Genomic DNA, 24,805 nt, shown 5'->3' with positions numbered 1-24,805 from the left:
GCTTTTGGGTTTTGCTTTGAAATCCTGCATTAAATACAACATTCTCTTCATTATATCAACCATATTCCTGAAATGTTGTACGAAAGACAGCATTTTTGCGCCTCCGAGCGGCTTGGCAGGAGAAATCTTGCAGTTTCTGCAACAATTCTCTCGGACACCTGGTATCTATGAATCAGAGTTGCAGAGCTATACGAAATAATGCCCTTCTTCCAGATCGGCAATCAGTCCGGGCTGTACCGGCTGCCAGCCCAGAAGCTCCCGCGTTGCCAGGCTTGCCTGCGCAGTGTTGTATAAGCTTGTGATGTCGATTGCCGCGATAGCACCAAGGAAGCCGAAGTGGGCGGCGGCTTCTTCAGGGGTTATGCTGGCCGCCGGCACACTCAATTGCCGCCCGATGACTGCGGCGATCTCGCAGAGCGGAATGCCTTCATCGCCGGCGCCCAGCAGCCGCGAGCCCGCCGGGGCGGCTTCCAGCGCCAGGCGGTACAGCACCGCCGCATCCAGGCGGTGGACTGCCGGCCAGCGGTTACTTCCGTCGCCGATGTAGGCGGCGAAGCCCTTCTCCCGGGCGATGTCGATCATCATCGGCACAAAACCCCGGTCGCCTTCGCCGTGCACAGACGGTGCAAGCGAGACGATGGATGCCCGGATGCCCCGCTCTGCCATTGCGAGCACTGCAGCATCTACGGCATGTCCATTTGCGTGAGCCGTGGTAATAAACGGCTTCCCGGAGCCTTCCAGCGCCGCTCCCATAGCTTCAACGGCCCCCAAATCCAGGGCCAGCGCACCTTCAAAGTCGGAGAAATCATTGGTGAACGCCAGATGAATCACGCCGTCCGCAGCAGCAGCGCCGCTGCTCAGAGTCTCTAGATCATCCAGAGTACCGTACAGCGCTGTGGCTCCCGCCGCCGTTAGTCCCGCTGCTTTCTCTTCAGAACGGCAAAGACCCGTCACAGTATGTCCCGCACTGATCAATTCCTTGACAACCGCGGAACCGATATACCCCGTTGCTCCAGTAACAAAAACATGCATAATGATATCCTCCTTCATAAGTTGACTGCCTGATCATGTTAAGCATAAACTATGAAGTGAACTCTAGGGCAAGCGGTCCAAAGGAGAAATAATGATGAAAATTCAGGAACTGGCAGACAAGATGGGACTCACGATCCATACGATCCGTTTTTATGAAAAGGAAGGCCTGCTGGATGAACGGCATGTCCGGCGGGAAAGCAACAATTACCGCAACTATTCGGAAGAGGCTGTCCAGCGGCTCAAGCTCGTCAAGAAGTTCCAATCCATCGGCTGTTCACTGGCGGAACTGAAGGAAGCTCTGCAGGACCACGATTCCAATGCGCATACGAACCAGCAGATCATAGATTGGATTCGCAGCAAGAAGAGGGAGATCGAACGCAAGAAGGAAGAATACGACCAAATGCTGAATACCCTGAACTGGATGCTGGAGTACCGGACGTTGCTCATGACAGATCCGCAGCAGGCGCAGGAGATGATGAAAAGCTGGCAGGCGGGCTCATCTGATTGAGCGGCGGAGACATCAAATTGTATGTTGAAATCAGGCGAGAGTGAGATTTACGGCGAATTATTGGCGGCGTATCTCCTCTCGTTTTTCTATTTAGATAGGGTAATCAACGCTTTAATACGAGCGGCAGGAACACTTCGTCCACAATATTGGCAATGGTCTCCTCGGACATTGGTTTGTTATACAGCATTAGCTCATGGCGTGCCAGATCTGCCGGCAAAGTAAGCATCCGGGGCGTAACGGACTCGGCCGATACCTCTCCCCGTTCAACGGCCCGCTGCAGTACAATCGTCATTGTCCTGTTTTGACGCCCGTCTGGGAATATCAAGGAGGCAAGCGGCATGGCGCCGATTTCCGTTACAAGCCCGTAGAAAGCCTTCATCATCACTTCGATATTGTTCTGATTCATGGACCGGAGCACACCGCACACATCGTCCCTCAAATTCCCGTTATCGGGTACCTCCTCCAGCGGCAGAGGCACGCGTTCCCGGACCGCCGCCAGTACAATCTCAGCACGGTTGGCCCATCGGCGGTACAGCACGGCTTTGCTTGTTCCTGACCGCTCCGCTACTCCATCCATCGTTAGATTAGAATAGCCTTGTTCATGCAATTCTTCCCGTACCGCCTGCAGTATAGCCCCTTCCAGCTCTTTGCCTCTGCGTCTGTTTTTCAATTTATCCTGATGTTGAGAAGTAGACATATGGGTCTCATACTCCTTTAGAAATTTTCGTTGCGTTTCATATGGGGATAGTATATCATAAGCGCAAATAAGAAACTTTTTGTTTCTTATTTCTCGATCTAAGGGAGGGAATCTATTTTGCAAAAACAAGATACCGCAGTGCTTGAATCGGCTGAACAGCAGGCAGCCGCGAAGAAATTGATGTGGATTCTCATGCTTGGTATTCTGGCCCCGTTATTCGACACGACGATAACGAATGTGGCTATTGATACACTGGTGCGGGAATTTAACACCTCGGTGTCAACCATTCAATGGGTGATGACCGGTTATCTGCTTGCGCTTGCAATGGTCATTCCTATTAGCGGCTGGGCGGTGGAGCGGTTCGGGGGCAAGCCGATGTGGCTATTTTCGCTAGGCATGTTCTTGCTCGGTTCTGTGCTGTGCAGCATGGCGTGGAATGTGGAGAGCCTGATTTTTTTCCGTACCATTCAAGGGATCGGCGGGGGATTGCTGATGCCCATTATGCAGACCTTGGCCGTACGCGCCTCCGGAGGACAGAATATGGGCAAAAGAATGGCCACGGTGGCTCTACCGGCGCTGCTTGGGCCGATACTCGGGCCAGTGCTGGGAGGCCTTATCATCAATCATCTGAGCTGGAGATGGATTTTCTTTGTGAATATTCCGCTCTGCATCGTTGCCATCCTCATGGCGTGGAAGGGATTGCCCAATGAAGAGCGCGGAACCCGGACACTGCGGCTGGATCTGCCGGGACTGATGCTGTTGTCCCCAGCTATCATTCTCATTATTTATGGTCTAGGAGAGGTAAGCTCGAGCCACGGTTACGGTCATGCCGCTGTTCTCGTTCCCGTTATAGCCGGGTTAGTGCTTTTAGCAGTGTTTGTCATTTATGCATACCGCAAAGGTGACGAAGCCTTGCTTGATGTTAAGCTGTTTCGGGTGCGTCCCTTTACGGTATCCTCGACACTGCTATTCCTGTCCGGTCTGACTACTTACGGGGCGATGCTGCTGCTGCCGCTGTACTTCCAGCAAGTCCGCGGCGAATCCGTGCTAATATCCGGTCTGCTGCTCGTTCCGCAAGGAATCGGGATGCTGCTGACAAGATCACTTGCCGGCAAACTAACGGATCAGATCGGTTCGAGACCCGTCGTTCTTGCCGGAACCCTCCTTACCATACTTGGAACATGGCCGCTTACGCAGCTTAGCGGAGATACGAGCTATTACTGTTTGAGCGCAGCATTGATCGTGCGTGGGGCAGGATTAGGGGCTGTTTTTCTGCCGGTCATGGCTTCGGCCTATATCGGCCTGTCTTCGAAGCAAATTCCGCATGCCAGCAGCACCACTCGTATTATGCAGCAGATCGGCGGCGCCTTTGGCGTATCGGTTATCGCTATTATTTTGCAGAACGAGCTTAATTCAGTCCTGTCCCATGACCCGGCAGCTATGGCTGTTGCGTTCGATCATACGTTTATCTGGTCGATTGCCTTCGCTACACTGGCGCTGATTCCGGCGGCATTTCTGCCGAGAATAAAAAGATAAATCCGGGCTAAGTCACAATATAATTACGGTCAATTCATTGTCTCCTCCCGTACAAATCGTTTGTTTCGGTTCGTATTGGAAATAATGGAGGGAGGAGGGATTGCGCTATGCATGCTTATATGGATATTCTGGTCCGCACGATAATTTCCGTCATTCTGCTTTTGTTTATCCCTAAGCTGCTGGGCAAGCAGATGATATCGAACATGACTTCTCATAACTTCGTCACCAGCATCATGCTGGGGTCGATAGCCGCCAACCTGGCGTTCAATGAGAGCCTGAAATCGGTCTATTTGATTCTGGCCCTTGTCGCTGTTGCCGCCCTTTCTTTTCTGCTGTCGCTGATCGCGCTGAAAAGCCATAAGTGGAGAGCTTGGATCTCCGGTTCGCCCACGGTACTGATTGAAGGAGGGAAGATCCTGGAGGGCAACATGCGCAAGCTTAAATATACGATGGATTCACTGGATCAGTCGCTGCGGGAGAAAGATATTTTTGATATAGAAGAGGTGGAGTATGCCATTCTTGAAGATAACGGAAGGTTGTCCGTCCTGAAAAAGGAGGCCTTTCAGGGAGTACAGAAGAAGGATATGAAGCTGCCGTCCCATCCGCAAGCCTTCCCGGTGGAATTAATTATGGATGGCATCGTAATGGAGGATAATCTGAAGAATTACGGACTTACGGCACAATGGCTGGAGAACGAGCTAAGACGCAAAGGAAAACATATCTCCGACGTGTTCTATGCAGTGAGAGGAACGCAGCAGCAGCTCATTTTCGATTTCTACAAGGATGATATCCGCAATCCGCTGGATAAAGAGTGACATCATATGCATATCTAATTATTCCGTTCCCAGTTCTGGTCTTTGATTTCGTGGCGTCTTAGCTCCTTTACAAGCTCCTCGTGATTTATGCTATGGTTATGCTTCGCAATTGCCGGAATAATCAAAAATAAACAACGCCGTTCAGCTTTCCAGATGGAGGATGAACAGCATTGTTTATCATAATCCTTCTCTCCAATAAAGCCTCAACTTGCTCGTTTGTGGCTGGCTGAATTAACTGGCAGCCTGAATTGAAGGTACTCCTTTATGTGGAGAAAAAGATGTAATTGCCTTAATTGGTTAAGACTCATGCATAAACATACAAAGGATGATCATAAAGAGTCCAAACAAAAAACCCTTATAAATCAAGGGTTCCGGCACTAACTGTATGGTCGAGACGACAGGATTCGAACCTGCGGCCTCTTACTCCCGAAGCAAGCGCTCTACCAAGCTGAGCTACGTCTCGACATTTGAAATTAGTAGAATCTGATGCATAAAATACAATTGCTCCAATTCTTTGAGCATTCTCATATCACCAATAAACCCTAGGTATCCATTTCAGCAATGTTCTAGCTATATTATTAAATTATACGCTCGTATGTAAGCGCTGTAAATATCATTTTTACATAAGTTTCAGCTCCCCTTCCTGCAATTTTCCTGCCCGAGATTGATAGTGCCAAAGCCGCTGGATATACTGGAAATGTTAAAAATCAACGCAGAAAGCTAATTTCGGAGTGCGGGGAACAATCCCGCCGGGGGCACCCGTTAACAGCCGCGCAAGGCGATCGTCTGCTACAGTCCGTGATTCTGCGGAACAAGGCGAAAACCAGGGTTGTACCGCAATAATCATCGTCCCTGAATTTCATTCAGGGGCGTTTTTTGTTTTTGATTTTGGGTAACGTCAAGAATTACGGCCGGAGGGCCGCACTAATGATGAGACGGGAGCTGTACAAGAAGAAAGCAAGTGAAATCTGTTCCAAATGGCTGCAGTTTTTCGAGAGTAAAGGGCACCGCATTGAGCCGAGCGCCTCGCTCGTGCCGCACAACGATCCGTCACTGCTGTGGATTAACGCAGGCATGGCACCGCTGAAGGCTAACTTCGAAGGCCGGGTGGTTCGGGACCTTGTACTCGCCCTGAGCGGGATCGTGCTGCTGCGGCTGCTGGCGTAGAATTCAGAAGGTTGTAACAATAGGCGCTACAAAGGGGCGTTACACCAGAATGGACAAGAGTCCCGTTCTGGTGTAACGCCCCTTTCGCACTCGCAGCACGTTAGTTTGAATCCAACTCTTCATCCCCGTCCGAATCCGGCTTCGGATGAGAGGTCACCTCCTTGGCAGCTGCCACACCTTCTAGATCGAAGGCCTCCAATTTACCCAGATAGGCTTCGTAGAGCTTGTCCAATTCCGATGGGAGTGAAGCGCTGCCGGTTTGCGCGGTATAAGCAGCTCTTGCCACAAGAATCAGATCGGGCTGTTTGTTTATGATTTCAACTAATTGTTCCATATATATTTCTTCATTTTTAAGTACTAAGACTCTAGCGAGACATTCTACGGCATCATTCAGCTCAACTAAATACTCATGGATGAGGAATTTATTCCAGAGTGAATCCGGATCTTTGGGTTCAAGCTCCAATGAAAGATTGTAATCATCAATCGACTTTCTATATAGGGCTTCTTTAGTAACTTCACTCTCTTCCGATTCAGCTTGTTCCTGAAGACAATAGGCTCTTCTAAAATATAGTTGCTTACTGTTTTCAAGAGATCTGCGTTTCCGTTCCTCGATCGCCTCACTTAATGAATAGATGGCTTTTTCCAGTATTGCATAATAATCATCCGAGTTATTTTTTAATATTTGGAATAATTTATAGCAAGAAAAACCTATATTTTGCTTATAGATGTGGTACCGATTCTTACCATGAAGTGAATTTTCAACAGCCTTCTCACACATCTCAATAACTTTTTCGTAATACTTCATATTCGCTTGATCATCGTCTTGATTATGGGCTTTAGCATAATAGCAAATCCCGATCAGATTATAATTGGATGCGGATATAAATTCCGATTTCGCCTGGTCCTCGGCGTGATTTGCAAATTCAAAAGCTTTATCATACATTTCCGCATTCCAGCAAGCTCTCCCCACCTTAAACAACCACTCACTATCGACGATGCTGGATTCCAGCAGCAGTTTCCCCTTGGCCTCCAGCTTGTTCAGATCCGGCTCATCCACATTAATGAGGTCAATCATCTCTTCGGCAGTGGCCAGCAGCAGGTCTTCGTTCTCATTCTCGGGAATCAGATTAACCATGCCGTCTTCGGAAATGATCGCAATGACACATTTCTGGTCACCGTTATCCTTAAGCTTATGCAGATAGCGATGGGCCGAGTTGAAGCGGGCGCCGCGGCTGGGATCGCCGATGTCCGGTTTGGCATTGCCGTCCAGAATCACTCCAAGCGCGTGGCACCGGGCTTGGGTGTCGAAATAGATCGCGCCGTCAATCGCTGTCAGAAATTTAACATGATCCGGATGAATTGCTTTTTCCTCAATGGGCGTGGATTGTTTGCTTAAGGTGGTAAGCTCCTGCTCGGCCGTATCGGGATTTGTAATAACGACCATAGTTCCGTGCTTCTGTTCCCTGGCCTTTCGGACAATCAGGTCCAGAGCTTTAATGCTGGATTGGTGGGCAGCAGTGGACTGCCCCTTCCAGAACGTATTCTCCAGCAGCTTCATGAACCGTTCAGAGCTGTAGCCTTCTTCGCCCAGTCTGGGATTCTTGGAGCTTAATGAAATCAGCGGTTGCTCCACCATGGCAAGATCTGAACGGTAGTAACGCTTGTCATTCTCTACAATGAGTTCCCCGCCTTTGGACAATTCAGCTTCGGTATGAACCAGAACCAGCTTTAATTTGGATAAGCCGTTGAAATCGAGACGAACGGCAAGGGTGCTATGCTGCAGGTTCCAGTTCACTTCGCCCAGTCCGTAAATATGCCTATGGTCCGCAATGAGATACAGATCCTTATCCTCATTGGTCAGCTCCAGCAGCTTACGGATACGTTTGGCATCGTCCAGCAGAATTCGGCCCGTCTCCTTGAACTGGATGCTGAAGCGGATCAATCCCGGCAAGTCGATGGCCTGGCTGTTCAGAAACAGGATGGAGCCGAACGGGCTTGCATTCTCATAGGGGAGGCTGGAGATTTCGTCCATCTGTTCCATTAGGCTATGTATAGAATAATCAAACTTTAAGTCATTGTTGAATTCAGGAACGTCAGCAGATTTATTGCTAAGGATGTACTCCTGCATTTTGCCAAAAAATAAACGTGACATTCTTCGGTTGAACAGCAGGGGGTCCTCATCGAAGCGGCTCTGGATTTTGTTGTCTTGCAGAGTAATTTCTCCTTTGGGATTCACCGAGAAATAGTTACCGAAGAAATAGTCCAGCGACATCCGGAGGAACGAGAACTGAGGCCTGGAGAAGAATAGCTCCCGCGACACCGCATCCACATTCCTTATTTCCAATAGGTAAGAAAGCGTAACTTGTGTATTCTTGGCCCCAAGGTATTGAAAATGATTAGCATAGAGTAGCCTTGTATCTTCACTCTCTGGCTGCGCCTTGACCTCGCTTTCCTCTGTTTTGTCCTCGGCACTCTTCTGTTTGTAATCCGCCAGGGACTTGTAGCATTGTTTATCCAGAAAGCACTTTAAGACCTCAATTGTAGCGGGCAGTTTGCCTTCATCGGCTGGAAGAATACGCAGCTCATCAAATACCGTCTGCAAGTCCACCTCCGGGAATATATCCTGGGCAACGCCAGGCTCACCATTGGAAGCGGGTACTGTTTTTTTGACACGAACGATTTTGGTGAGCTTGTCATTGTTGTCATACACCAGCGCATATAGCTTGAGGTGAATGCGTTTGTTCAGCTTCTTGAGCCATAGGTCCATATTCTTATAAATAATCTCATTGACCGTTGACAGTTCTTTTTTACTGATTTCCAAGAAAGCTCCCCCAGTGACAAATGGAATGAATTGCTAAATAATAATTTGATTATATTCGGACATGGAAGAGCTGTAAATCTCTTGATGAAGATTGACAGAACCAAAGCCGCTGGCTATACTGAAAATGTTAAAATGCAAATCGGACAAAACGTTGATGAAAACAAGTACGCCGGAGAATGGCTCCATCAGAGAACAGGTTCCTTTGCGGATTCCCCGCAATTGGCTGTGAGAACCTTGAAGACAGGCCGGCAGAAAGCTAGTTTCGGAGTGCGGGGACAATCCCGCCGGGGGGCACCCGTTAACAGCCGCACAAGGCGATCGTCTGCAATAGTCCGTTTTCTCACGGAACAAGGCGATAACCAGGGTGGTACCGCGATAATCATCGTCCCTGAATCTAATTCAGGGGCGTTTTTTGTTTTTGATTTTTCGGGTAACTTTTGGGGCAACAATGAGATTTCCGGCCAAAGTGCCGCATTAAATGATGAGACGGGAGCTGTACATGATGAAAGCAAGTGAAATCCGTTCCAAATGGCTGCAGTTTTTTGAGAGTAAAGGTCACCGCATTGAGCCGAGCGCCTCGCTCGTGCCCCACAACGATCCATCGCTGCTGTGGATTAACGCAGGCATGGCACCGCTGAAGGCCTACTTCGACGGCCGGGAGATTCCTGAGAATCCCCGCCTGACCAACTCGCAGAAATGTATCCGTACCAATGACATTGAGAACGTGGGCAAGACGCGCCGTCACCACACGTTCTTTGAGATGCTGGGGAACTTCTCCATCGGCGATTACTTCAAGGAAGAAGCGATTACCTGGGCTTGGGAATTCCTGACCGGTAAGGAATGGATCGGCTTCGACGGCGACCGGATTTCCGTTACGGTATATGCCGAGGACGAAGAAGCGTTCAAGCTGTGGAATGAAAAAGTCGGTCTGCCTGCAGAACGTATCATCAAGCTGGGCGACGAGAACTTCTGGGACATCGGTGAAGGACCTTGCGGCCCTTGCTCGGAGATCTTCTATGACCGCGGCGAGGCTTACGGCAGTGATATGAGTGATCCTGAGATGTATCCGGGCGGCGAGAATGAACGCTGGCTGGAAGTGTGGAACCTCGTGTTCTCGCAGTTCAACCATAACAAGGACGGCAGCTACACACCGCTTCCTAACAAGAATATTGATACCGGCGCAGGTCTGGAACGCTTCGCTTCCATTCTGCAGGATGTGGACTCCAACTTCGACACTGACCTGTTCCAGCCGATTATCCAGAAGACTGCCGGACTTGCCGGAGTAACCTACAAGGATAATGTTGAACAGGATATCGCGCTCAAAGTCATTGCCGACCATGTGCGTACCGTTACTTTTGCAGTAGGTGACGGAGTGCTTCCTTCTAATGAAGGACGCGGCTACATTATCCGCCGTCTGCTCCGCCGTGCCGTGCGCTACGGCAAGACTCTGGGACTGGACCGCCCGTTCCTGCATGAGCTGACAGAGACAGTGGGCGACATCATGGGAGTGTATTATCCTTCCGTAGTGGAGAACCGTGAATATATTGCCAAAATCATCCGGTTGGAAGAGGAACGCTTCCACGAGACACTGTCCGACGGTCTGGCTATCCTGGGCGAGATCAGCGCCAAAGCCAAAGGGGACGGACTGAGTACCATTGCCGGCGCTGATGCGTTCAAGCTCTATGACACTTACGGATTCCCGTTTGACCTGACAGAGGACTTCGCTTCCGAGCAGGGGCTTACGGTAGACCGTGAAGGCTTCGATGCTGCGATGCAGGAGCAGCGTGACCGCGCCAGAGCAGCCCGCCAGGACAGCGCCAGCATGAAGATTCAGGGCGGAGCACTTGCCGAGCTGACGGTTAAAAGTGAATTTGTTGGATATAATGACACGGTAACCGAGTCAAAAGTGCTGGCGATTGTAGTTGACGGCGCACTTGCTGATGTCGTCAGTGAAGGCGCCCAGTGCCAGGTTATCCTTGAAAAGACTCCGTTCTATGCGGAAAGCGGCGGCCAGGTCAGCGACACCGGACTTTTGACCGGCGGCTCTGTGACTGCCAAGGTTAGCGGACTCTTCAAAGCTCCGCATGGCCAGCATGTGCATCTGGTTACTGTCGAAGCCGGAGACCTGAAGGTTGGAGATACGGTCCGTGCGGAAGTGAACCGTGCCGAGCGTGAGGATATCGTGAAGAACCATACGGCAACCCACCTGCTGCACAAAGCGCTGAAGGAAGTGCTTGGCGGCCATGTCAACCAGGCAGGTTCTTTAGTAGAAGGTTCACGCCTGCGCTTTGACTTCTCGCATTTCGGAGCCATCACTCCGGAGGAGCTCAGCGATATCGAACAACGCGTGAACGCCCAGATCTGGCGCGGCCTCGATGTTGTCATTGAGAATAAGCCGATTGATGAAGCCAAAGCTATGGGAGCGATGGCGCTCTTCGGTGAGAAATACGGCAATATCGTCCGTGTCGTGCAGGTCGGCGACTACAGCCTGGAGCTGTGCGGCGGATGCCACGTAGCCAATACATCGCAGATCGGAATCTTCAAGCTGCTCAGCGAGAGCGGCATCGGTTCCGGTGTGCGCCGGATTGAAGCGGTGACCGGCCGCTACGCCTACCAGTTCACGGAGAGCCAGCTGGATCTGCTGAAGCAATCGGCAGCACTGCTGAAGTCCTCGCTGGGCGATGTGCCTAAGCGGATCGAAGCCCTGCATGCCCAGGTTCGTGAGCTGGGCCGCGAGAACGAATCGCTGCAGTCCAAGCTGAGCGCAACCTTTGCAGCTGAGCTGACCAGCAGTGTAATTACAGTTGGCGGCGGCACACAGCTGTTGGCAGTATCCGTGCAAGCCGGCAATATTGATGCTCTGCGCTCGACTGCCGATGAACTGAAATCCAAGCTTCCGGATGCCGTACTGGTGCTCGGCGCAGTAATGGATGACAAGGTGAACTTTGTGGTTGCTGTGCCGCAGGACCTGGTGAAGAAAGGCTTCCACGCCGGCAAGCTGGTCAAAGAAATCGCTGCGGTCTGCGGCGGCGGCGGCGGCGGACGTCCGGACATGGCACAGGCTGGCGGCAAGGATGCCTCCAAGCTGGGCGAAGCCTTGAAGAAGGCCGAAGAGCTTGTAGCTGCATTGGCTTAACGGATTGCCTGAAATAGCTGAGAAATTCCCCGGATAAAGATACAGCGGTACTGAGGGCAACATATCAGTACCGCTGCTTTATTCACAAAATGTATAATTTTTGGGGTTATTCATTATTGACCCGGGGCTTGCAATAGCTTAAAACCCAAAAAAACATCTATTTTTGTAGATAAAATACCAAAAAAAGCGCTTTTACAGTGGCAGGATTTCCTCGTTGGGCCATGAATATGTTATGATGAAGGCAGCAAGTAAGCTGTACAGCAGCAACTTTGCGAAGCCGCCCGAATAGGGGTGATTTTGCAGAAGGAAGGTGTCACAAATGGACTCCATGGACAAAACGGTCAAATTCAATGTGAAGGGCGACGAAAAGGAAGCTTCTCCCCAGGAAATTTTACTCGCCGTGTACGACGCGCTGGTGGAGAAGGAATATCATCCGATCAACCAGATCGTAGGGTATCTACTTTCCGGAGATCCGGCTTACATTCCGCGCCACAACAATGCGAGAAGTTTGGTCCGGAGAAAAGAACGTGATGAGCTGATTGAGGAACTGGTCCGGTTCTATCTGGCCAATCATCGGGTGGACCAGCCGAAATGATGAAGAAGCTGGGACTGGATTACGGCGACCGCAGAATCGGTGTCGCCACAAGCGATATTTTCGGGTGGACAGCGCAGGCTTTGGAGACTATTGAGCGGCGCGGAAACGGCAACGAATTCGACCGTATCCGTGAACTGGTCAAGGAGTACGAAATCGGTGAGATTGTCGTTGGGCTGCCGAAGAATATGAACGGCTCAGTAGGACCCCGTGGTGAAATTTGCATCGAATTCGCAGACCAGCTGCGGGAGCAACTTGATTTACCCGTACACCTTTGGGATGAGCGTCTGACGACGGTATCTGCTGAGCGGGTGCTGATTGAAGGGGACGTCAGTCGGAAGAAACGCAAGGGGATTGTGGACAAAATGGCCGCAGCCCTGATATTGCAAAATTTTTTGGATGCTAACAGTAAAAGGTGAGGGGTGTGCGGATATGACAAACGAGCAGATCGGCCAAGAAGAAGAACCGGAAATTATCTATATTCCTGATGAGGAAGGTAATGAAGAGGAATTTGAGGTCATCATGAAGTTTGAAGTCGACGGATCGGACGCGAAGTATATGATGGTGGTTCCACTGGATTCTGAGGATGAAGAGACTGATGAAGTCTATGCGTTCCGTTACGAAGAAGACGGCGACGACTTGCAGCTGTTCATGATTGAGAATGACGAGGAATGGGCTATTGTAGAAGAAACCTTCAATACTTTGGTAGACGAGCTGGATGGAGGAGCGGAGAATGACTGATTTTTCCGCTGATCAAGCGGTATGGACTTCGAAGCTTAAAGAAGTATACGGAGAAACAGTAGAACTGGAAGATGAGCAGGGCAAGTCTTCCGTTTACGATATTATTGCTGAATTTGCTGTCGGTGACCGTGCTTATGCTGTTTTGGCCGGTTCAGGAAGAGCTGCGGAGCAGGAAATTCTGCGGATCGTGGTTTCCCCTGACGGGCTTCCTGAGCTGGAGAGCATTATGGACGATGAAGAGTGGGAGGATGTTTCCGAGCTGTACGATGAGCTTACCTTCCCGGCTGAAGATACCGAATAAAGTCATAGCATTAGCACGGAAGAGGGCGGATTTTTTTCCGCGCTCTTTTTGCTTGGAATGCAGGAAATAAAAAAAGTGTTGAATTTAAGACAATACAATTTTATACTTTATAGTCGGAAAGTGAGGCGTAACATTTGAAAGCCGTGATCCGCACTGTGCTTATTATAATCCTTGTCCTGGCAGCTGCTGCAGGGGGAGGAGCATGGTATATCTGGAATGGAATGCAGCCGGTGGAGCCCGCAGGGCCGGCCGTGACGGTTACGATAGAGAAGGGTATGGGAAGCTCGCAAATTGCCGACCTGCTCGAAGAGAAGGGAATTATCAAGAAAGGATTATTTTTTAAAGGGTATTTAAAGTGGGTCCAGGAAGGCTCCAGCTTCAAGGCAGGAACCTATAACGTGAGTCCGGGCGACACTTATGATACCTTGATCAGCCGGATGAATGCAGGGGATGTCGTGAAGGAAGATACCGTTGTATTCACGATACCCGAAGGGTATACGGCGACTCAGGTTGCAGATAAGCTGGCTGAAGCGTGGAACCAGAAGGCAGAAGTTTTCCTGCAGTTGATTGACTCAGGTGCGGGCCTTGAGGCAGTAGGGACTTTAGGAATCCCGGAGAATAAGGAGCTGCGGCACCGTCTTGAAGGGTATCTGTTCCCGGAAACCTATGAGCTGGCCAAGGACAGTACTCCGCAGGAGGTCATTGAAGCCATGCTGGAGCAGCTGGTGAAGAAGCTTGACACGATCCCTGAGTGGAAGGCGAAGCTGGCGAACCGTGGACTTACATTGCATGAGCTGATGACGGTTGCTTCGCTCGTAGAACGTGAGGTGGTAGTGAACGAGGAACGTCCGCTGGTCGCCGGTATTATTTATAACAGACTGGACAAGGGGCAGAAGCTGGAGATTGATGCTACGGTCCAGTATTTGCTGGACAAGCAGAAGGAGCGGCTCTACGAGAAGGACCTGAAGGTGGACAGCCCTTATAATACGTACAAGCAGGAAGGATTGCCGCCTGGACCGATCAGCAGCCCGGGGCTTGCTTCTATTGAAGCCGCAATGACTCCGGAGGTATCGGAGTATTTCTTCTATGTCACCAAGAAGGATGGTTCCCAGGCGCATTTATTCGCCAAGACCTACAAGGAACATTTAGCCAATATCGAAAAAAGCAAACAAAATCAGTAGGAAAAGAGCTACAATAGTATTGATGCGATAGGCACAGGAGGTAACACAATGAATAACAAACCGGAGCTGCTGGCGACAGCAGCCTCGCTGGAAGAAGCGGCAGCTTTGCTTGCGGCAGGCGCAACTGCGCTGCTGATCGGAGATGACCGTTTCGGCATGCGGCTCGCCGGGCATTTCTCGCTGGAAGATACTGCAGCAGCTGTAAAGCTTGCACATGATGCAGGCGGTAAGGTGTACGTAAGCATAAACGGGCTGATCTCCAATAAAATGCTGGAAGAGCTGCCGGCTTACATCAAAGCAATCGGCGAATTGGGTGTAGACGGGGTCGAATTTGGAGACCCTGCTGTCCTGGCAGCTGTGAAGGCTGAAGCGCCAGGGCTGAAGCTGCACTGGAATGCGGAAATGACCTCCACCAATTACGCCACAGCCAACTATTGGGGCAGTAAGGGAGCTTCGCGGGTTGTCTTGGCACGTGAGCTGAATATGGATGAAATGACCGAAATGGTACCTCATCTGCAAGTCGAGGCTCAGGTCCAGGTGCATGGCATGACGAATATTTATCATTCCAAGCGTAAGCTGGTAGCCAGCTATATGTCTCATCAGGGGCGGCCGGGTGATGGCGGCAGTCTTGGCAAGGAGCGCGGGCTTTTCCTGATCGAAGCGGAACGGCCGAATGAGAAGTTCCCGATATATGAGGATGAGAATGGAACGCATATTATGAGCTCGGACGATATTTGTATTCTTGAGGATCTGCATTTCCTGCTGAAGGCTGGTGTGCACAGCCTGAAGATTGAAGGACTGCTGAAGCCGGTGGCTTATAATGTAGCTGTGGTTAAGGCTTACCGCCATGCCATTGACTTGTATTCCGCTGATCCGGCTGAATATGCTTACGATGAGGCCTGGATGGATGACATCCGGGCGCTGCAGGACCCTGAGCGTGAACTGTCGTTCGGCTTCTTCTACAAAGAACAGGTATATTAAAATATATAAAAAGCATTGTCTCAGCTTTTGCAATGGATTGTCTAGGCTACATTATGGTGTAAGCAGCGGAGGGGAAGTTTGAACTGGAGGAGCGCCAGCGTTCGCCTTTGTCTGCGGATTTCAACCGCTAAGCGGTATAAATGAAGAAATCTGCAGACAACAGCGACCGGAAGTCCAAACATTCCCCGCAGTTGCGCCCTCACACCAAATGCCGGCCGTTCAATCTTGCAGCAGCTGAGACAATTAGGAGGGAGAACAGGAATGGGAACTATGACCAAGCCCCAATTCAAGGGCAAACGTTACCGTCTGGACAAACCGGAGCTCCTGGCTCCGGCAGGAAACTTAGAGAAATTGAAATTCGCCGTGCATTATGGTGCGGATGCAGTATATATTGGAGGACAGAAATACGGCCTGCGCTCGGGAGCGGATAATTTCACTTTTGAGGAAATGCGCGAGGGCGTTGAATTTGCCAAGAAATATGGCGCCAAAGTATTCGTAGCGACGAATATCTATGCTCACAATGAAGACATCGCCGGGATTGAAGAATACCTGCGTAACTTATATGAAGCCGGCATTGCTGCCATTATTGTAGCGGATCCGGTAATTGTAGACACCGCACTCCGCCTGGTACCGGGTCTTGAGGTACATCTCAGCACCCAGCAGTCCACGCTCAACTGGCAGGCAGTATCTTTCTGGAAGCAGGAAGGACTGCCGCGGGTCGTGCTTGGCCGGGAGACCAGCCTGGAGGAGATTGCCGAGATCAAGCAGCATGTGGACATCGAGATCGAGAGCTTCATCCACGGTGCAATGTGCTCCTCGTATTCAGGACGTTGTGTATTGTCCAATCACTTTACAGACCGCGATTCCAACCGCGGGGGCTGCTGCCAGTCCTGCCGCTGGAAATACGACCTGTTCGAAGATGGCCGTCCGGAAGGAACCTGGGTATCGGAAGAGGACCAGGCAGTGGCGCCTCAGGCATTGCAGCCTGGCGTAACCCAACTGCCGCTTCATCAGCCGGAGGATAATCCGTTCTCGATGGGTTCGAAGGATTTGTGCATGCTGGAGAGTATTCCTGAGCTGATCGAAGCTGGGATTGACAGCTTTAAGATCGAAGGCCGGATGAAGTCGATCCATTACGTGGCAACGGTGGTCAATGCCTATCGCAAAGCGATTGATGCCTATATGGCGGACCCGGAAGGTTATGTGCTGAAGCCGGAATGGCTGGAGGAGCTGCAGAAGGCGGCTAACCGACCGCTCAATACAGGCTTCTTCTACGATACTCCGGATCATGAGGATCATATTTATGAGCCGGAGGAAAAAGCGGCACCTTATGATTTCGCCGGCCTGGTGCTGGAATATGATGCGGAGAGCGGCATGGCACTTGTCCAGCAGCGCAATAACTTCAAGCCGGGCCAGGAAGTGGAATTCTTCGGACCGGATGACACCTTCTTCAAGCAGACTGTCGGCGAGCTGTGGGACGAGGCGGGGAATCCGCTGGACGTTGCCCGTCATCCGCTACAGCGGGTGCGAATGAAGGTCGACCAGCCGGTAGCTTACTTTGACATGATGCGTAAAAGAAAATAAAGTCATAAGAATGATTTAAAGGGATGCCCTTCTTCTGGAAGGGCGTCCTTTTTTGCGTATATTCCTTGGAATCCGCCGGAAAGCAGGCTGGTTCTGAATAAGGATGAATGTGGAATGAACTTTTCCGGCTGCTCTCCCGGGAGTAGAATGCTTCCTCTTCCTGAACCCGGACTGAGATGCCGTTATTTTGCTGAAAGCCTGCCTAATCTGGATGAAGCGGACTGAGAATCCTTTATCTTGTTCTTCTAAGCTTCAAATGAGCTGATTCAGAGCAATTAACGGAATCTCAGTCCTCCTCACAAGCCGATACGTCCATGGAGCGTCTGCCAGGTTCCGGCTGGAAAATCATGCAGCCGGGGAGCTTCATACGCTCCGGTTCGATTAACCCGTAGGGGGATTTTAGTTCTAGACCAAAATACTTATGCAGTTCGACAAAAACATAAAAATTCTGAAGTAATTTCTATCAAATACTAAGAAAAATGAGCCTTTGTGCCGATATATATCACAGGTAACGCTTACATACGTCTTCTAATCTAATTGGCAGGTGATTGTAATGGGGGCTCCAAATCCGGAGAGCGACAGAGACAAACCGAAAGAGAGAAGGATTAAAGTGGGAAAGAACAGTAAAAAGCCTAAGGTTATACAAAAGGCTGAGACAGGCCAAGCAGGTGATACCCAGTCAACAAGTAAAGCGGCAGTTCAAAAACTAACTTTAAAGAACGTACTGAATGGTTCAGTACGCCAGGTTAAGAGAGTTAACCCGCTGAGATCAGTTGGTGTTAAGCTTTTCCTGATATTCTTATCTTCTATTGTGATTGTTGTACTGTTCCTGGGGATTCTGTCTTACAACAAAGCCAAGAATACCATTAAGGATAATGTTTCCGAAGCCAACCGGCAGACGATTATCCAGACTTCCGAGAAGCTTGATATTACCTTGAAGCAGTATGAAAATTTGGCACTCCAGCTGTATTTCGATACGCAAATGCAATCGAATCTGACTGAGCTTGCCGCTGCTGCGAGCAGTTATGATAAATTTGTGGCTACAGATGCCATCAGCAAGAAACTCTCGAGCCAGACTACAACAGATTCCAATATCGTAGCGATCTCACTGATTCCAGAGGATCCTGCGATGACGATCATATCGAGCGGGAGCTCCGGTCTTACCGTGGACGGCTTAAGAGATCAGGAATGGTACAAGACTGCTGTCAAAAATTCAACCTCATATGAGCCATACTATACCTCGGAAGCGAAGTCCGCACAGAACTACTGGTTCCCGACTTCCGTTGAAGGCGATGGCGGCAAGAATATCGCAATGGTCAGATCGCTCAAGAACCTGGGCTCTAATGCAGGTTATGTTGTTTTGCTTGAGCTTAAGAGCACTCTGCTTGAAGAAGCCTTCGAGAGCGTGAAGCTTGGGGACGGTTCGCGGATTCAGCTGGTATCACCGGAAGGAATGGTAGTTGCTTCTTCCGTACCGGCAGAGGACGGCAAGGTCTCAGAGCTTAACTTTATTATGGAGAGCAAGAAGAACAGCGAGAGTCAGGAAGCTAAGGATGCGAATGGCAAAGATGTCCTGGCTGTCTACAACCCGATGGAGAAGGCGGACTGGAAGCTTGCAGGAGTTGTTCCTACCGGCCAGCTGGTTAAGGCTGCCACTCCGATTCTGTTCACAACATTCATAGCGGCTGGAGCTGCAGCTCTGCTTGCCATTCTGGTCGGCTTCTGGATGGTACAGATGATTGCCAAGCCGCTGGCACGTCTGAAGGATCTTATGGTTCAGGGGGCTCAGGGTGACCTTAGCGTCCGTACAGAGTATGTCTCGAAGGATGAGATTGGAGATCTGTCCGCCTCCTTCAATCTGATGATGGGACGGATCACCGAGCTGGTTGCCCAGACAACGGAAACTGCGCGCGAGGTGCTTGAAACAGCCAATGATCTGGGCGACGCTTCCCGCAAGACGGCGATTTCTGCCAAGGAGATTGCTGCTGCTACGGAAGAGATTGCCGGCGGTGCCGGAAGCCTGGCGCAGGAAGCGGAACGCGGCAATGAGCTGACGGATCTGATTGCTACGCAGATGCAGAGTGTTATTGCTGCTAATGCCGAGATGGACCAGGCCGCCCGCGGAGTAGGGGAAGCCAGCGGACACGGTGCCAGCCAGCTCGAAGAGCTGCTGGAACAGACTGGCCGCACCGGTGAGATGACCAGCGCACTGGTGGACCGGGTCAACAACCTGAAGGACACGGTATATTCGGTGATTAAGGTACTGGATGTCATGAAGAATATTACCCAGCAGACGAATATCCTGTCTCTAAATGCAACGATTGAAGCGGCAAGAGCGGGTGAAGCAGGCAGAGGCTTCATGGTGGTTGCTGGTGAAGTCCGGCAGCTCGCTGACCAATCCAAGCAGTCTATCGCCCTGGTTGCCGGCATTACAGACAAGATTATGGCTGAAATGGATGAGACAGTAGCCGTATTGTCAGAAGTGGCCCCGCTGTTCAAGGAACAGATGAGTTCAGTCAAGAGTACCAGTGATATCTTCGTATCGGTGAAGGGACAAATGGAAGACTTCATTACCAGCCTGGAATCGGTCACCGGTGCCATCGACAGCCTGAATCATTCCCAAGGCGTATTGTCCGATGCCATGAGCAATGTAAGTGCGGTTGCACAGCAGTCTTCTGCTACTTCTGAAGAAGTTGCTTCCCTCAGCAATGAGCAGCAGAATGTTAGTGATCAGCTCGTATCGCTGTCCGGTAAGCTGCAGAGTGCATCGACACAGCTGGAGAGCAAGCTGTCACTGTTTAAGATATAGTCAGGCGGCAACGTACAATAACAAATTAAATCGTTCCGGGCATATATCCGGGCATATAAATTACTGCATTCCGCCGCTTCTTTCCATCCGGGAAGGAGCGGTTTCTTTATGCTTGTGCATCGGTTCGCGACCCCGTATAATTATTTTGTTAGCTAAATGTTATGATTTCCGAAAAAGTTAGCAACACTGAATAAAGCTCGTTATGCGAAACCGTGAATAGTATCTGGAGGTCTTATATATGGCTAAGAAAGTCACTATGCAAAAAATCGCCGACCATCTCGGCGTTTCCAAGTTTGTCGTGTCCAAATCCCTGTCCGGCAAAGGCGGCGTCAACGAAACTACCCGGGAGCGGGTCATTCAGGCGGCTTCGCAATTAGGCTATTTCACTCAAAAGAATGCCTATGTTCAAAGCATCAAACGTCCTCCGCAGTCTGCGGACAGTGACCGGAACAAACAGTCTGTGCTGGTGCTGATGCCTAATATCCGTTCGCAAACCCAGGATTCCCTGTATTGGGGGAAGATTGTAGACGGCATTGCACTGGCGCTGGACCAGGAAGGTCTGGGTATGGTCATAGTCTCTGAGCACCGGACGGATAACTTCGTCAATATTCTCAACCCTAACGGACTGCTCGGGCTGATTGGCGTGGGCCAGATCTCGACCTCACTGCTGCTGGAGGTGCACCGCATCGGCCTGCCGATGGTGCTGATTGACCATGAAGATCCGCTTATTCCAAGCGATACCGTATTCGCCAATAATACGGATTCCATGACCCGGCTCAGCAATCACCTGATGGGCACGGGGCATACAGAGCTGCATTTTATCGGAAATATCCGCTATTCCCGCAGCTTCCGTGACCGTTGGATCGGCTTCCGCAGCGCCCTGGAAGAGAATGGAATGAAGACGCCTGCCGGCGATGATGAAATGCTGCAGCTGGAGGGAATGGATGATGGAACTTTTGATGAGAGCTTTAAGCAATGGCTGCAGAGACGCAAGAAAACCAAAAGTCTGCCAACCGCACTAGTGTGTGCCAATGATTTCATTGCGCTCACCATTAGTGATGTGCTCAAAGCAGAAGGCTTTGTCATCCCGGGTGAAGTTTCGGTAACCGGCTTTGACAATATTGAGGACGCCACACGGGGGGTTCCCCCGCTCACTACTGTTCATGTTCCGAAAGAGGCAATGGGCCGGGCGGCTGTAGAGAAGCTGCTGAACCGTATCCATAACCCTGCCGCACCGCTGGAGAAGATCCTGATTGCTGCCGACATTGTCCACCGGGATTCGGTGGCTGGACCAAGAGCATAGTTGGAATTATATTGTATTTCGTGCAGGATAATCGAAGGTAAAATAGGAAATGTCCCGGTTATAGTTTCTCTTTTTGGCCTGAGCACACGCCTATATAATTTGGACATCAGTTAAGAGAAGGGTGTGACGTTACACATGGCCGCGATTCCGCAGAACGAGCAGGCTCTGCACCGGTTCATTTCAATAATCTGTTCACCGCTGTCCATCGTTCAATATGTCCTTACGAAGCGTGATGCTCTAACCTACAAGCCTCCTGGAGAAATGATTCCTGTGCAGGATGCCTGCCTTCATGCCCATGTTATGGGAAAGGGAGAACACACCGTAATTCTGGAAGCGGGTATGGGCGGATCATCCCTGGACTGGTCAATGGTGCAGCCGGAGCTGTCGCTGTATGCCAAGGTAGTCTCGTATGACCGGGCAGGCCTGGGCTGGAGCGGGAGCGGCAGCCAGCCGGAAAGTGCAACCTGCAGGAAATACGTCCGGGAGCTCAGGGAACTGCTGAAGGCAATGGACTGCAAGCCTCCCTATATTCTGGTGGGCCATTCCTATGGAGGCATGATTGTGAGATGCTTTGCGGGGGAATATCCGGATGAAGTGGAGGGGCTGCTGCTGGTTGATGCTGTACATGAGAGCCGTTATCTTACGGATGAAATGAGCAACCGCCGGAAACAGCAGCGGGAGGCGAACAGACGGCAATATAAGCTGGGTTATCTGTTGGCGCCTGCGGGGATTCCCCGCTTGCTTAGAAGGCCTGTAGGAGGGCGGAGACTCCCGGCAGCTATCCAAAAAAACGCCTCAAGTCTGGGATACCGCAAGAGTGCTTACCGGGCCGCATATGCAGAACTGCTCTGCGCGGAAGAGAGTGCCCTGCAGCTGAAGGCGGCAGAGCCGCTAAGCAGCAAGCTGCCCATTACGGTGCTTAGCGCAGGCAGTCCGGATGAAGAATGGAAGCAAGGCCAGCAGCGCTTAGCCAGGCTGACCCCAAATGTACAGCATATTACCGAAGAAGATCCCCGGCATTCCATTCCCATTCACAGACCGGAGACTGTCGTTAAATACGTCACCGAATTATTGAATACCTTATAGCCAGCGGCTCAAACGAATAAAAGGCAGTACCGGCAGAGCATTCTGCCGGTACTGCCTTTTTACTGGTATAAGTGCTTCGTGCAATCTGCCCTCAGACGGATATTACAGCTGTAATTACAGCTGGAGATTCCGGTCAATCAGGGCAATGCGCTGCTGGACACAGGCATAAGAGCGGAGCGGATCTTCAGGAGTATTCAGCACATAATCAAGCATTTGATCTACCGTAGTGGTAGCCACATGAATCCGGGTGTCGGAGGAAGCGTAGTAGATATAGATGTCCCCGTTGTCCCGGGCGATTATGCCGTTGCAGAATACAACGTTGGATACATCGCCGACGCGTTCTTCACCGTCCGGAGCGATGAAATGTCCGCCGGGAGCATGGGTTACCCTGTTCGGCTCATCCAGATCGGACAGGAATGCGTACAGTACATAACGCAGTCCCGCAGCAGTGTTGCGGACACCGTGGGCGATGTGCAGCCAGCCTTGAGGGGTTTTGACCGGCGCCGGGCCCTGGCCGTTTTTCACTTCCTTGATCGTATGATAATAACGCTGATCCATAATGGATTCGCTGGTAATTACAGCATTCTCAATGGTATCGGACAGTCCCCAGCCGATGCCGCCGCCGGAGCCTGCATCAATGAACCCATCCTGCGGGCGGGTGTAGAAGGCATATTTGCCGTCTACGAATTCAGGATGCAGCACTACATTACGCTGCTGGGCAGAGCCGGTCTTGAGGTCAGCCAGACGTTCCCAGGTCTTCAGGTCCTTAGTGCGGGTGATTCCGCACTGGGCAACTGCACTGGACAGATCGCCGTGCGGGGCAGCGGGATCTTTGCGCTCGGTGCAGAACAGGCCGTAGATCCAGCCGTCGGCATGTTTCACCAGACGCATATCGTAGACGTTGATATCCGGTTCTTCAGTTTCCGGCAGGACAACCGGATGATCCCAGAAGCGGAAGCCGTCTACACCGCTGTCGCTCTCGGCTACTGCGAAGAAGGATTTGCGGTCATTCCCCTCGACACGGGCCACAATGTAGAACATGCCGTCCAGCTCAATGGCCCCCGGGTTGAAGATGCCGTTCACGCCGATCCGTTCAGCGAAATAAGGATTGGTTGCCGGGTTAAAGTCATAACGCCAGATCAGCGGCGCATGTTCCGCTGTGAGCAGCGGGTATTGATAACGGTCATAGGTACCGTTGCCAAAGGGAACCTTCTCATTTTTGCGGCCAATCAGTGATTCATATCGTTCTGTTAACTGCGCCTTGCGTTCTGTGAATAATGTGCTCATTATTTAGTCTCCTTTGAGGTTGTTGTCAGTCTTCCGATCATTTCAAAGCAGGCTCTGCTGTTATGATAAGGGCATTTCCAGGCACTGACCTTGGATGCATGCGCCAGCGGCTGCAGGGATTCATCAACGGCCCAGAACCACTCGCCTAATGTATGATCGACCATGTAGCTGTTAGTGAACGTCCAGGCTGCCTCAGCAGCATCGCGGAACCTCGGATCTCCGGATAGCTGGTAGGCATTATAGAAGCCGACGATCGCTTCGGCCTGCGGCCACCAGTCTTTATTCTTATCCAGCAGCCCGTTCGAATCCGCCTCATTCCAGATTCCGCCGTCAGCGTCAATGCCTTCAGCCAATGTTGCTTCGGCCATGGACAAAGCCACACTGCGCACCCGGTGCAGCAGCTCCTCATCCCCAAGCACTTCAGCCGCTTCGACCAGGAGCCAGCTGCCTTCGATATCATGACCGTAGGAGATATGGTCGGACTTGATATTCCACTCTTCATCCAGGAACAGATGGAAATGCTTGCCCTCCTTATCAATGATGTGGAGGAGCATGACCTCAATCAGCTCAGCCAGCCGGGTCCGCAGCTCTTCGGATTTCCACACACGGTACAGGCCGGTGTAGCCTTCCAGCACATGCAGATGGGTGTTCATCGATTTCTTCTCATTCATGTCCTTGCTGCTGAGACTCAAATTCTCTGTCATCTGCCACTGCTCAGAGAGGGCTTCGATATAACCTTTATTAAGCGGATCATAGCCGTATTGCTCGACCATACGGAACAGTGCCACAGCCTGATCGAGTGCATCCTGGCGTCCGGTAGCATGATGGAACTCAGCCAGGGCGTAGATGGCGAAGGCCTGGCCGTAAATTTGTTTTTTGCGTTCGGAAGGGGCGCCCAGCGCATCTACCATCCAGTAATAGCCGCCGTATTCGGCGTCGGTGAAATATTGAAGCAAATAAGCGTGGGCCCGTTCAGCCATAGTCAGGTATTCAGCGTTGCCATACATGCGGTAAGCGCTCGCAAAGGTCCACAGAATCCGCGCGTTCAGCACCAGGCTTTTTCCGGCCTCCGGATTGATATTCATCTGGTTATCTATTTCACCTACGAATCCGCCATGCTTGTCATCCAGGGTATGCTTCATCCAAAAGCTGAGGATATTGTCTTTCAGCTCTGCTTCCATTTCATTCCGCCAAATCTGTGGCGATTTCGTCATATGGTTGTTCACTC

At 51.0% G+C, this 24,805-nt stretch carries 20 protein-coding genes, 1 tRNA gene and 1 pseudogene; 16 read left to right on the top strand and 6 right to left on the bottom strand.

All coding sequences use genetic code 11. From position 1 onward, the window contains the following. Positions 1-186: 186 nt before the first annotated feature. Complete coding sequence (locus NSU14_RS22385) at positions 187-1,032, bottom strand: SDR family oxidoreductase (protein ID WP_039295569.1); 846 nt, start codon at positions 1,030-1,032, stop codon at positions 187-189. A gap of 91 nt (positions 1,033-1,123) precedes the next feature. On the opposite strand from NSU14_RS22385, the gene NSU14_RS22380 reads away from it, so the two are divergent. After that, positions 1,124-1,540: a MerR family transcriptional regulator gene (locus NSU14_RS22380; RefSeq protein WP_076242592.1), complete on the top strand. Its 417-nt coding sequence runs from the start codon at positions 1,124-1,126 to the stop codon at positions 1,538-1,540. A gap of 103 nt (positions 1,541-1,643) precedes the next feature. Here the strand turns inward: NSU14_RS22380 and NSU14_RS22375 are convergent, their stop codons facing one another. Beyond that, positions 1,644-2,237 (bottom strand): TetR/AcrR family transcriptional regulator, encoded by a 594-nt coding sequence (locus NSU14_RS22375; RefSeq protein WP_042134962.1) that lies wholly within the window; start codon positions 2,235-2,237, stop codon positions 1,644-1,646. 117 nt (positions 2,238-2,354) lie between these two features. Between NSU14_RS22375 and NSU14_RS22370 the strand changes: the two genes are divergently transcribed. Next, positions 2,355-3,773 carry an MDR family MFS transporter gene (locus tag NSU14_RS22370; protein ID WP_340947369.1) on the top strand — a complete coding sequence of 473 codons (1,419 nt, stop codon included), beginning with the start codon at positions 2,355-2,357 and terminating at the stop codon, positions 3,771-3,773. A 107-nt stretch (positions 3,774-3,880) separates the two neighbouring features. After that, a complete protein-coding gene (locus NSU14_RS22365) occupies positions 3,881-4,588 on the top strand; it encodes a DUF421 domain-containing protein (protein WP_042134964.1) in 708 nt (235 codons plus the stop codon). Positions 4,589-4,974: 386 nt separating this feature from the next. On the opposite strand, the gene NSU14_RS22360 is transcribed toward NSU14_RS22365, so the two are convergent. After that, a tRNA-Pro gene (locus NSU14_RS22360) sits at positions 4,975-5,051 on the bottom strand. 467 nt (positions 5,052-5,518) lie between these two features. Here NSU14_RS22360 and NSU14_RS22355 point away from each other — a divergent pair. Then, positions 5,519-5,701: pseudogene (locus tag NSU14_RS22355) on the top strand (alanine--tRNA ligase-related protein); the annotation flags it as partial. 154 nt (positions 5,702-5,855) lie between these two features. Here the strand turns inward: NSU14_RS22355 and NSU14_RS22350 are convergent. Further along, positions 5,856-8,576, bottom strand: a complete 2,721-nt coding sequence (locus NSU14_RS22350; protein WP_340947368.1) for a tetratricopeptide repeat protein — start codon at positions 8,574-8,576, stop codon at positions 5,856-5,858. Positions 8,577-8,657: 81 nt separating this feature from the next. Between NSU14_RS22350 and NSU14_RS22345 the strand changes: the two genes are divergently transcribed. From NSU14_RS22345 to NSU14_RS22290, 12 genes are all read left to right on the top strand, one after another. After that, entirely contained in the window at positions 8,658-9,092 is a 435-nt protein-coding gene (locus NSU14_RS22345) for a hypothetical protein (protein ID WP_042134969.1), read from the top strand. Continuing rightward, on the top strand, positions 9,079-11,712 hold the full coding sequence (gene alaS, locus NSU14_RS22340) for an alanine--tRNA ligase (RefSeq protein ID WP_336101562.1): 2,634 nt from the start codon (positions 9,079-9,081) through the stop codon (positions 11,710-11,712). Before NSU14_RS22345 ends, alaS begins: the two co-directional genes overlap by 14 nt. A gap of 319 nt (positions 11,713-12,031) precedes the next feature. Further along, positions 12,032-12,307 (top strand): IreB family regulatory phosphoprotein, encoded by a 276-nt coding sequence (locus tag NSU14_RS22335; RefSeq protein WP_036696603.1) that lies wholly within the window; start codon positions 12,032-12,034, stop codon positions 12,305-12,307. Further along, on the top strand, positions 12,307-12,723 hold the full coding sequence (ruvX, locus tag NSU14_RS22330; RefSeq protein WP_042140895.1) for a Holliday junction resolvase RuvX: 417 nt from the start codon (positions 12,307-12,309) through the stop codon (positions 12,721-12,723). The genes NSU14_RS22335 and ruvX overlap by 1 nt, the downstream gene beginning before the upstream one ends. Before the next feature lie 13 nt (positions 12,724-12,736). Continuing rightward, positions 12,737-13,045, top strand: a complete 309-nt coding sequence (locus tag NSU14_RS22325) for a DUF1292 domain-containing protein (RefSeq protein ID WP_036696606.1) — start codon at positions 12,737-12,739, stop codon at positions 13,043-13,045. Beyond that, a complete protein-coding gene (locus NSU14_RS22320; protein WP_039295631.1) occupies positions 13,038-13,346 on the top strand; it encodes a DUF1292 domain-containing protein in 309 nt (102 codons plus the stop codon). Before NSU14_RS22325 ends, NSU14_RS22320 begins: the two co-directional genes overlap by 8 nt. 134 nt (positions 13,347-13,480) lie before the next feature. After that, entirely contained in the window at positions 13,481-14,527 is a 1,047-nt protein-coding gene (mltG, locus tag NSU14_RS22315; protein ID WP_081969892.1) for an endolytic transglycosylase MltG, read from the top strand. Positions 14,528-14,575: 48 nt separating this feature from the next. After that, positions 14,576-15,508: a peptidase U32 family protein gene (locus NSU14_RS22310; protein ID WP_340947367.1), complete on the top strand. Its 933-nt coding sequence runs from the start codon at positions 14,576-14,578 to the stop codon at positions 15,506-15,508. A 261-nt stretch (positions 15,509-15,769) separates the two neighbouring features. Next, entirely contained in the window at positions 15,770-17,092 is a 1,323-nt protein-coding gene (locus NSU14_RS22305; RefSeq protein WP_042134976.1) for a peptidase U32 family protein, read from the top strand. A gap of 811 nt (positions 17,093-17,903) precedes the next feature. After that, positions 17,904-19,901 carry a methyl-accepting chemotaxis protein gene (locus tag NSU14_RS22300; protein WP_340947366.1) on the top strand — a complete coding sequence of 666 codons (1,998 nt, stop codon included), beginning with the start codon at positions 17,904-17,906 and terminating at the stop codon, positions 19,899-19,901. 238 nt (positions 19,902-20,139) lie between these two features. Then, positions 20,140-21,204: a LacI family DNA-binding transcriptional regulator gene (locus NSU14_RS22295; RefSeq protein WP_076242599.1), complete on the top strand. Its 1,065-nt coding sequence runs from the start codon at positions 20,140-20,142 to the stop codon at positions 21,202-21,204. Between the two features lie 123 nt (positions 21,205-21,327). After that, a complete protein-coding gene (locus NSU14_RS22290; RefSeq protein WP_231575314.1) occupies positions 21,328-22,290 on the top strand; it encodes an alpha/beta fold hydrolase in 963 nt (320 codons plus the stop codon). Positions 22,291-22,404: 114 nt separating this feature from the next. On the opposite strand, the gene NSU14_RS22285 is transcribed toward NSU14_RS22290, so the two are convergent. Beyond that, positions 22,405-23,577, bottom strand: a complete 1,173-nt coding sequence (locus tag NSU14_RS22285) for a glycoside hydrolase family 130 protein (protein WP_340947365.1) — start codon at positions 23,575-23,577, stop codon at positions 22,405-22,407. Then, on the bottom strand, positions 23,577-24,791 hold the full coding sequence (locus tag NSU14_RS22280) for an AGE family epimerase/isomerase (RefSeq protein WP_042134982.1): 1,215 nt from the start codon (positions 24,789-24,791) through the stop codon (positions 23,577-23,579). Before NSU14_RS22280 ends, NSU14_RS22285 begins: the two co-directional genes overlap by 1 nt. Positions 24,792-24,805 lie beyond the last annotated feature (14 nt).

Source organism: Paenibacillus sp. FSL R10-2771 (assembly GCF_038000205.1).
GTDB lineage: Bacteria > Bacillota > Bacilli > Paenibacillales > Paenibacillaceae > Paenibacillus_AQ > Paenibacillus_AQ phytohabitans.
This window is presented reverse-complemented; position numbering and strand designations above follow the sequence as displayed.

Coding starts and splice junctions, on each gene's coding strand:
- NSU14_RS22385 (WP_039295569.1), bottom strand. CDS start 1,032: ATGCATGTTTTTGTTACTGGAGCAACGGGGTATATCGGTTCCGCGGTT.
- NSU14_RS22380 (WP_076242592.1), top strand. CDS start 1,124: ATGATGAAAATTCAGGAACTGGCAGACAAGATGGGACTCACGATCCAT.
- NSU14_RS22375 (WP_042134962.1), bottom strand. CDS start 2,237: ATGTCTACTTCTCAACATCAGGATAAATTGAAAAACAGACGCAGAGGC.
- NSU14_RS22365 (WP_042134964.1), top strand. CDS start 3,881: ATGCATGCTTATATGGATATTCTGGTCCGCACGATAATTTCCGTCATT.
- alaS (WP_336101562.1), top strand. CDS start 9,079: ATGAAAGCAAGTGAAATCCGTTCCAAATGGCTGCAGTTTTTTGAGAGT.
- NSU14_RS22335 (WP_036696603.1), top strand. CDS start 12,032: ATGGACTCCATGGACAAAACGGTCAAATTCAATGTGAAGGGCGACGAA.
- ruvX (WP_042140895.1), top strand. CDS start 12,307: ATGAAGAAGCTGGGACTGGATTACGGCGACCGCAGAATCGGTGTCGCC.
- NSU14_RS22325 (WP_036696606.1), top strand. CDS start 12,737: ATGACAAACGAGCAGATCGGCCAAGAAGAAGAACCGGAAATTATCTAT.
- NSU14_RS22320 (WP_039295631.1), top strand. CDS start 13,038: ATGACTGATTTTTCCGCTGATCAAGCGGTATGGACTTCGAAGCTTAAA.
- NSU14_RS22310 (WP_340947367.1), top strand. CDS start 14,576: ATGAATAACAAACCGGAGCTGCTGGCGACAGCAGCCTCGCTGGAAGAA.
- NSU14_RS22305 (WP_042134976.1), top strand. CDS start 15,770: ATGGGAACTATGACCAAGCCCCAATTCAAGGGCAAACGTTACCGTCTG.
- NSU14_RS22295 (WP_076242599.1), top strand. CDS start 20,140: ATGGCTAAGAAAGTCACTATGCAAAAAATCGCCGACCATCTCGGCGTT.
- NSU14_RS22285 (WP_340947365.1), bottom strand. CDS start 23,577: ATGAGCACATTATTCACAGAACGCAAGGCGCAGTTAACAGAACGATAT.
- NSU14_RS22280 (WP_042134982.1), bottom strand. CDS start 24,791: ATGACGAAATCGCCACAGATTTGGCGGAATGAAATGGAAGCAGAGCTG.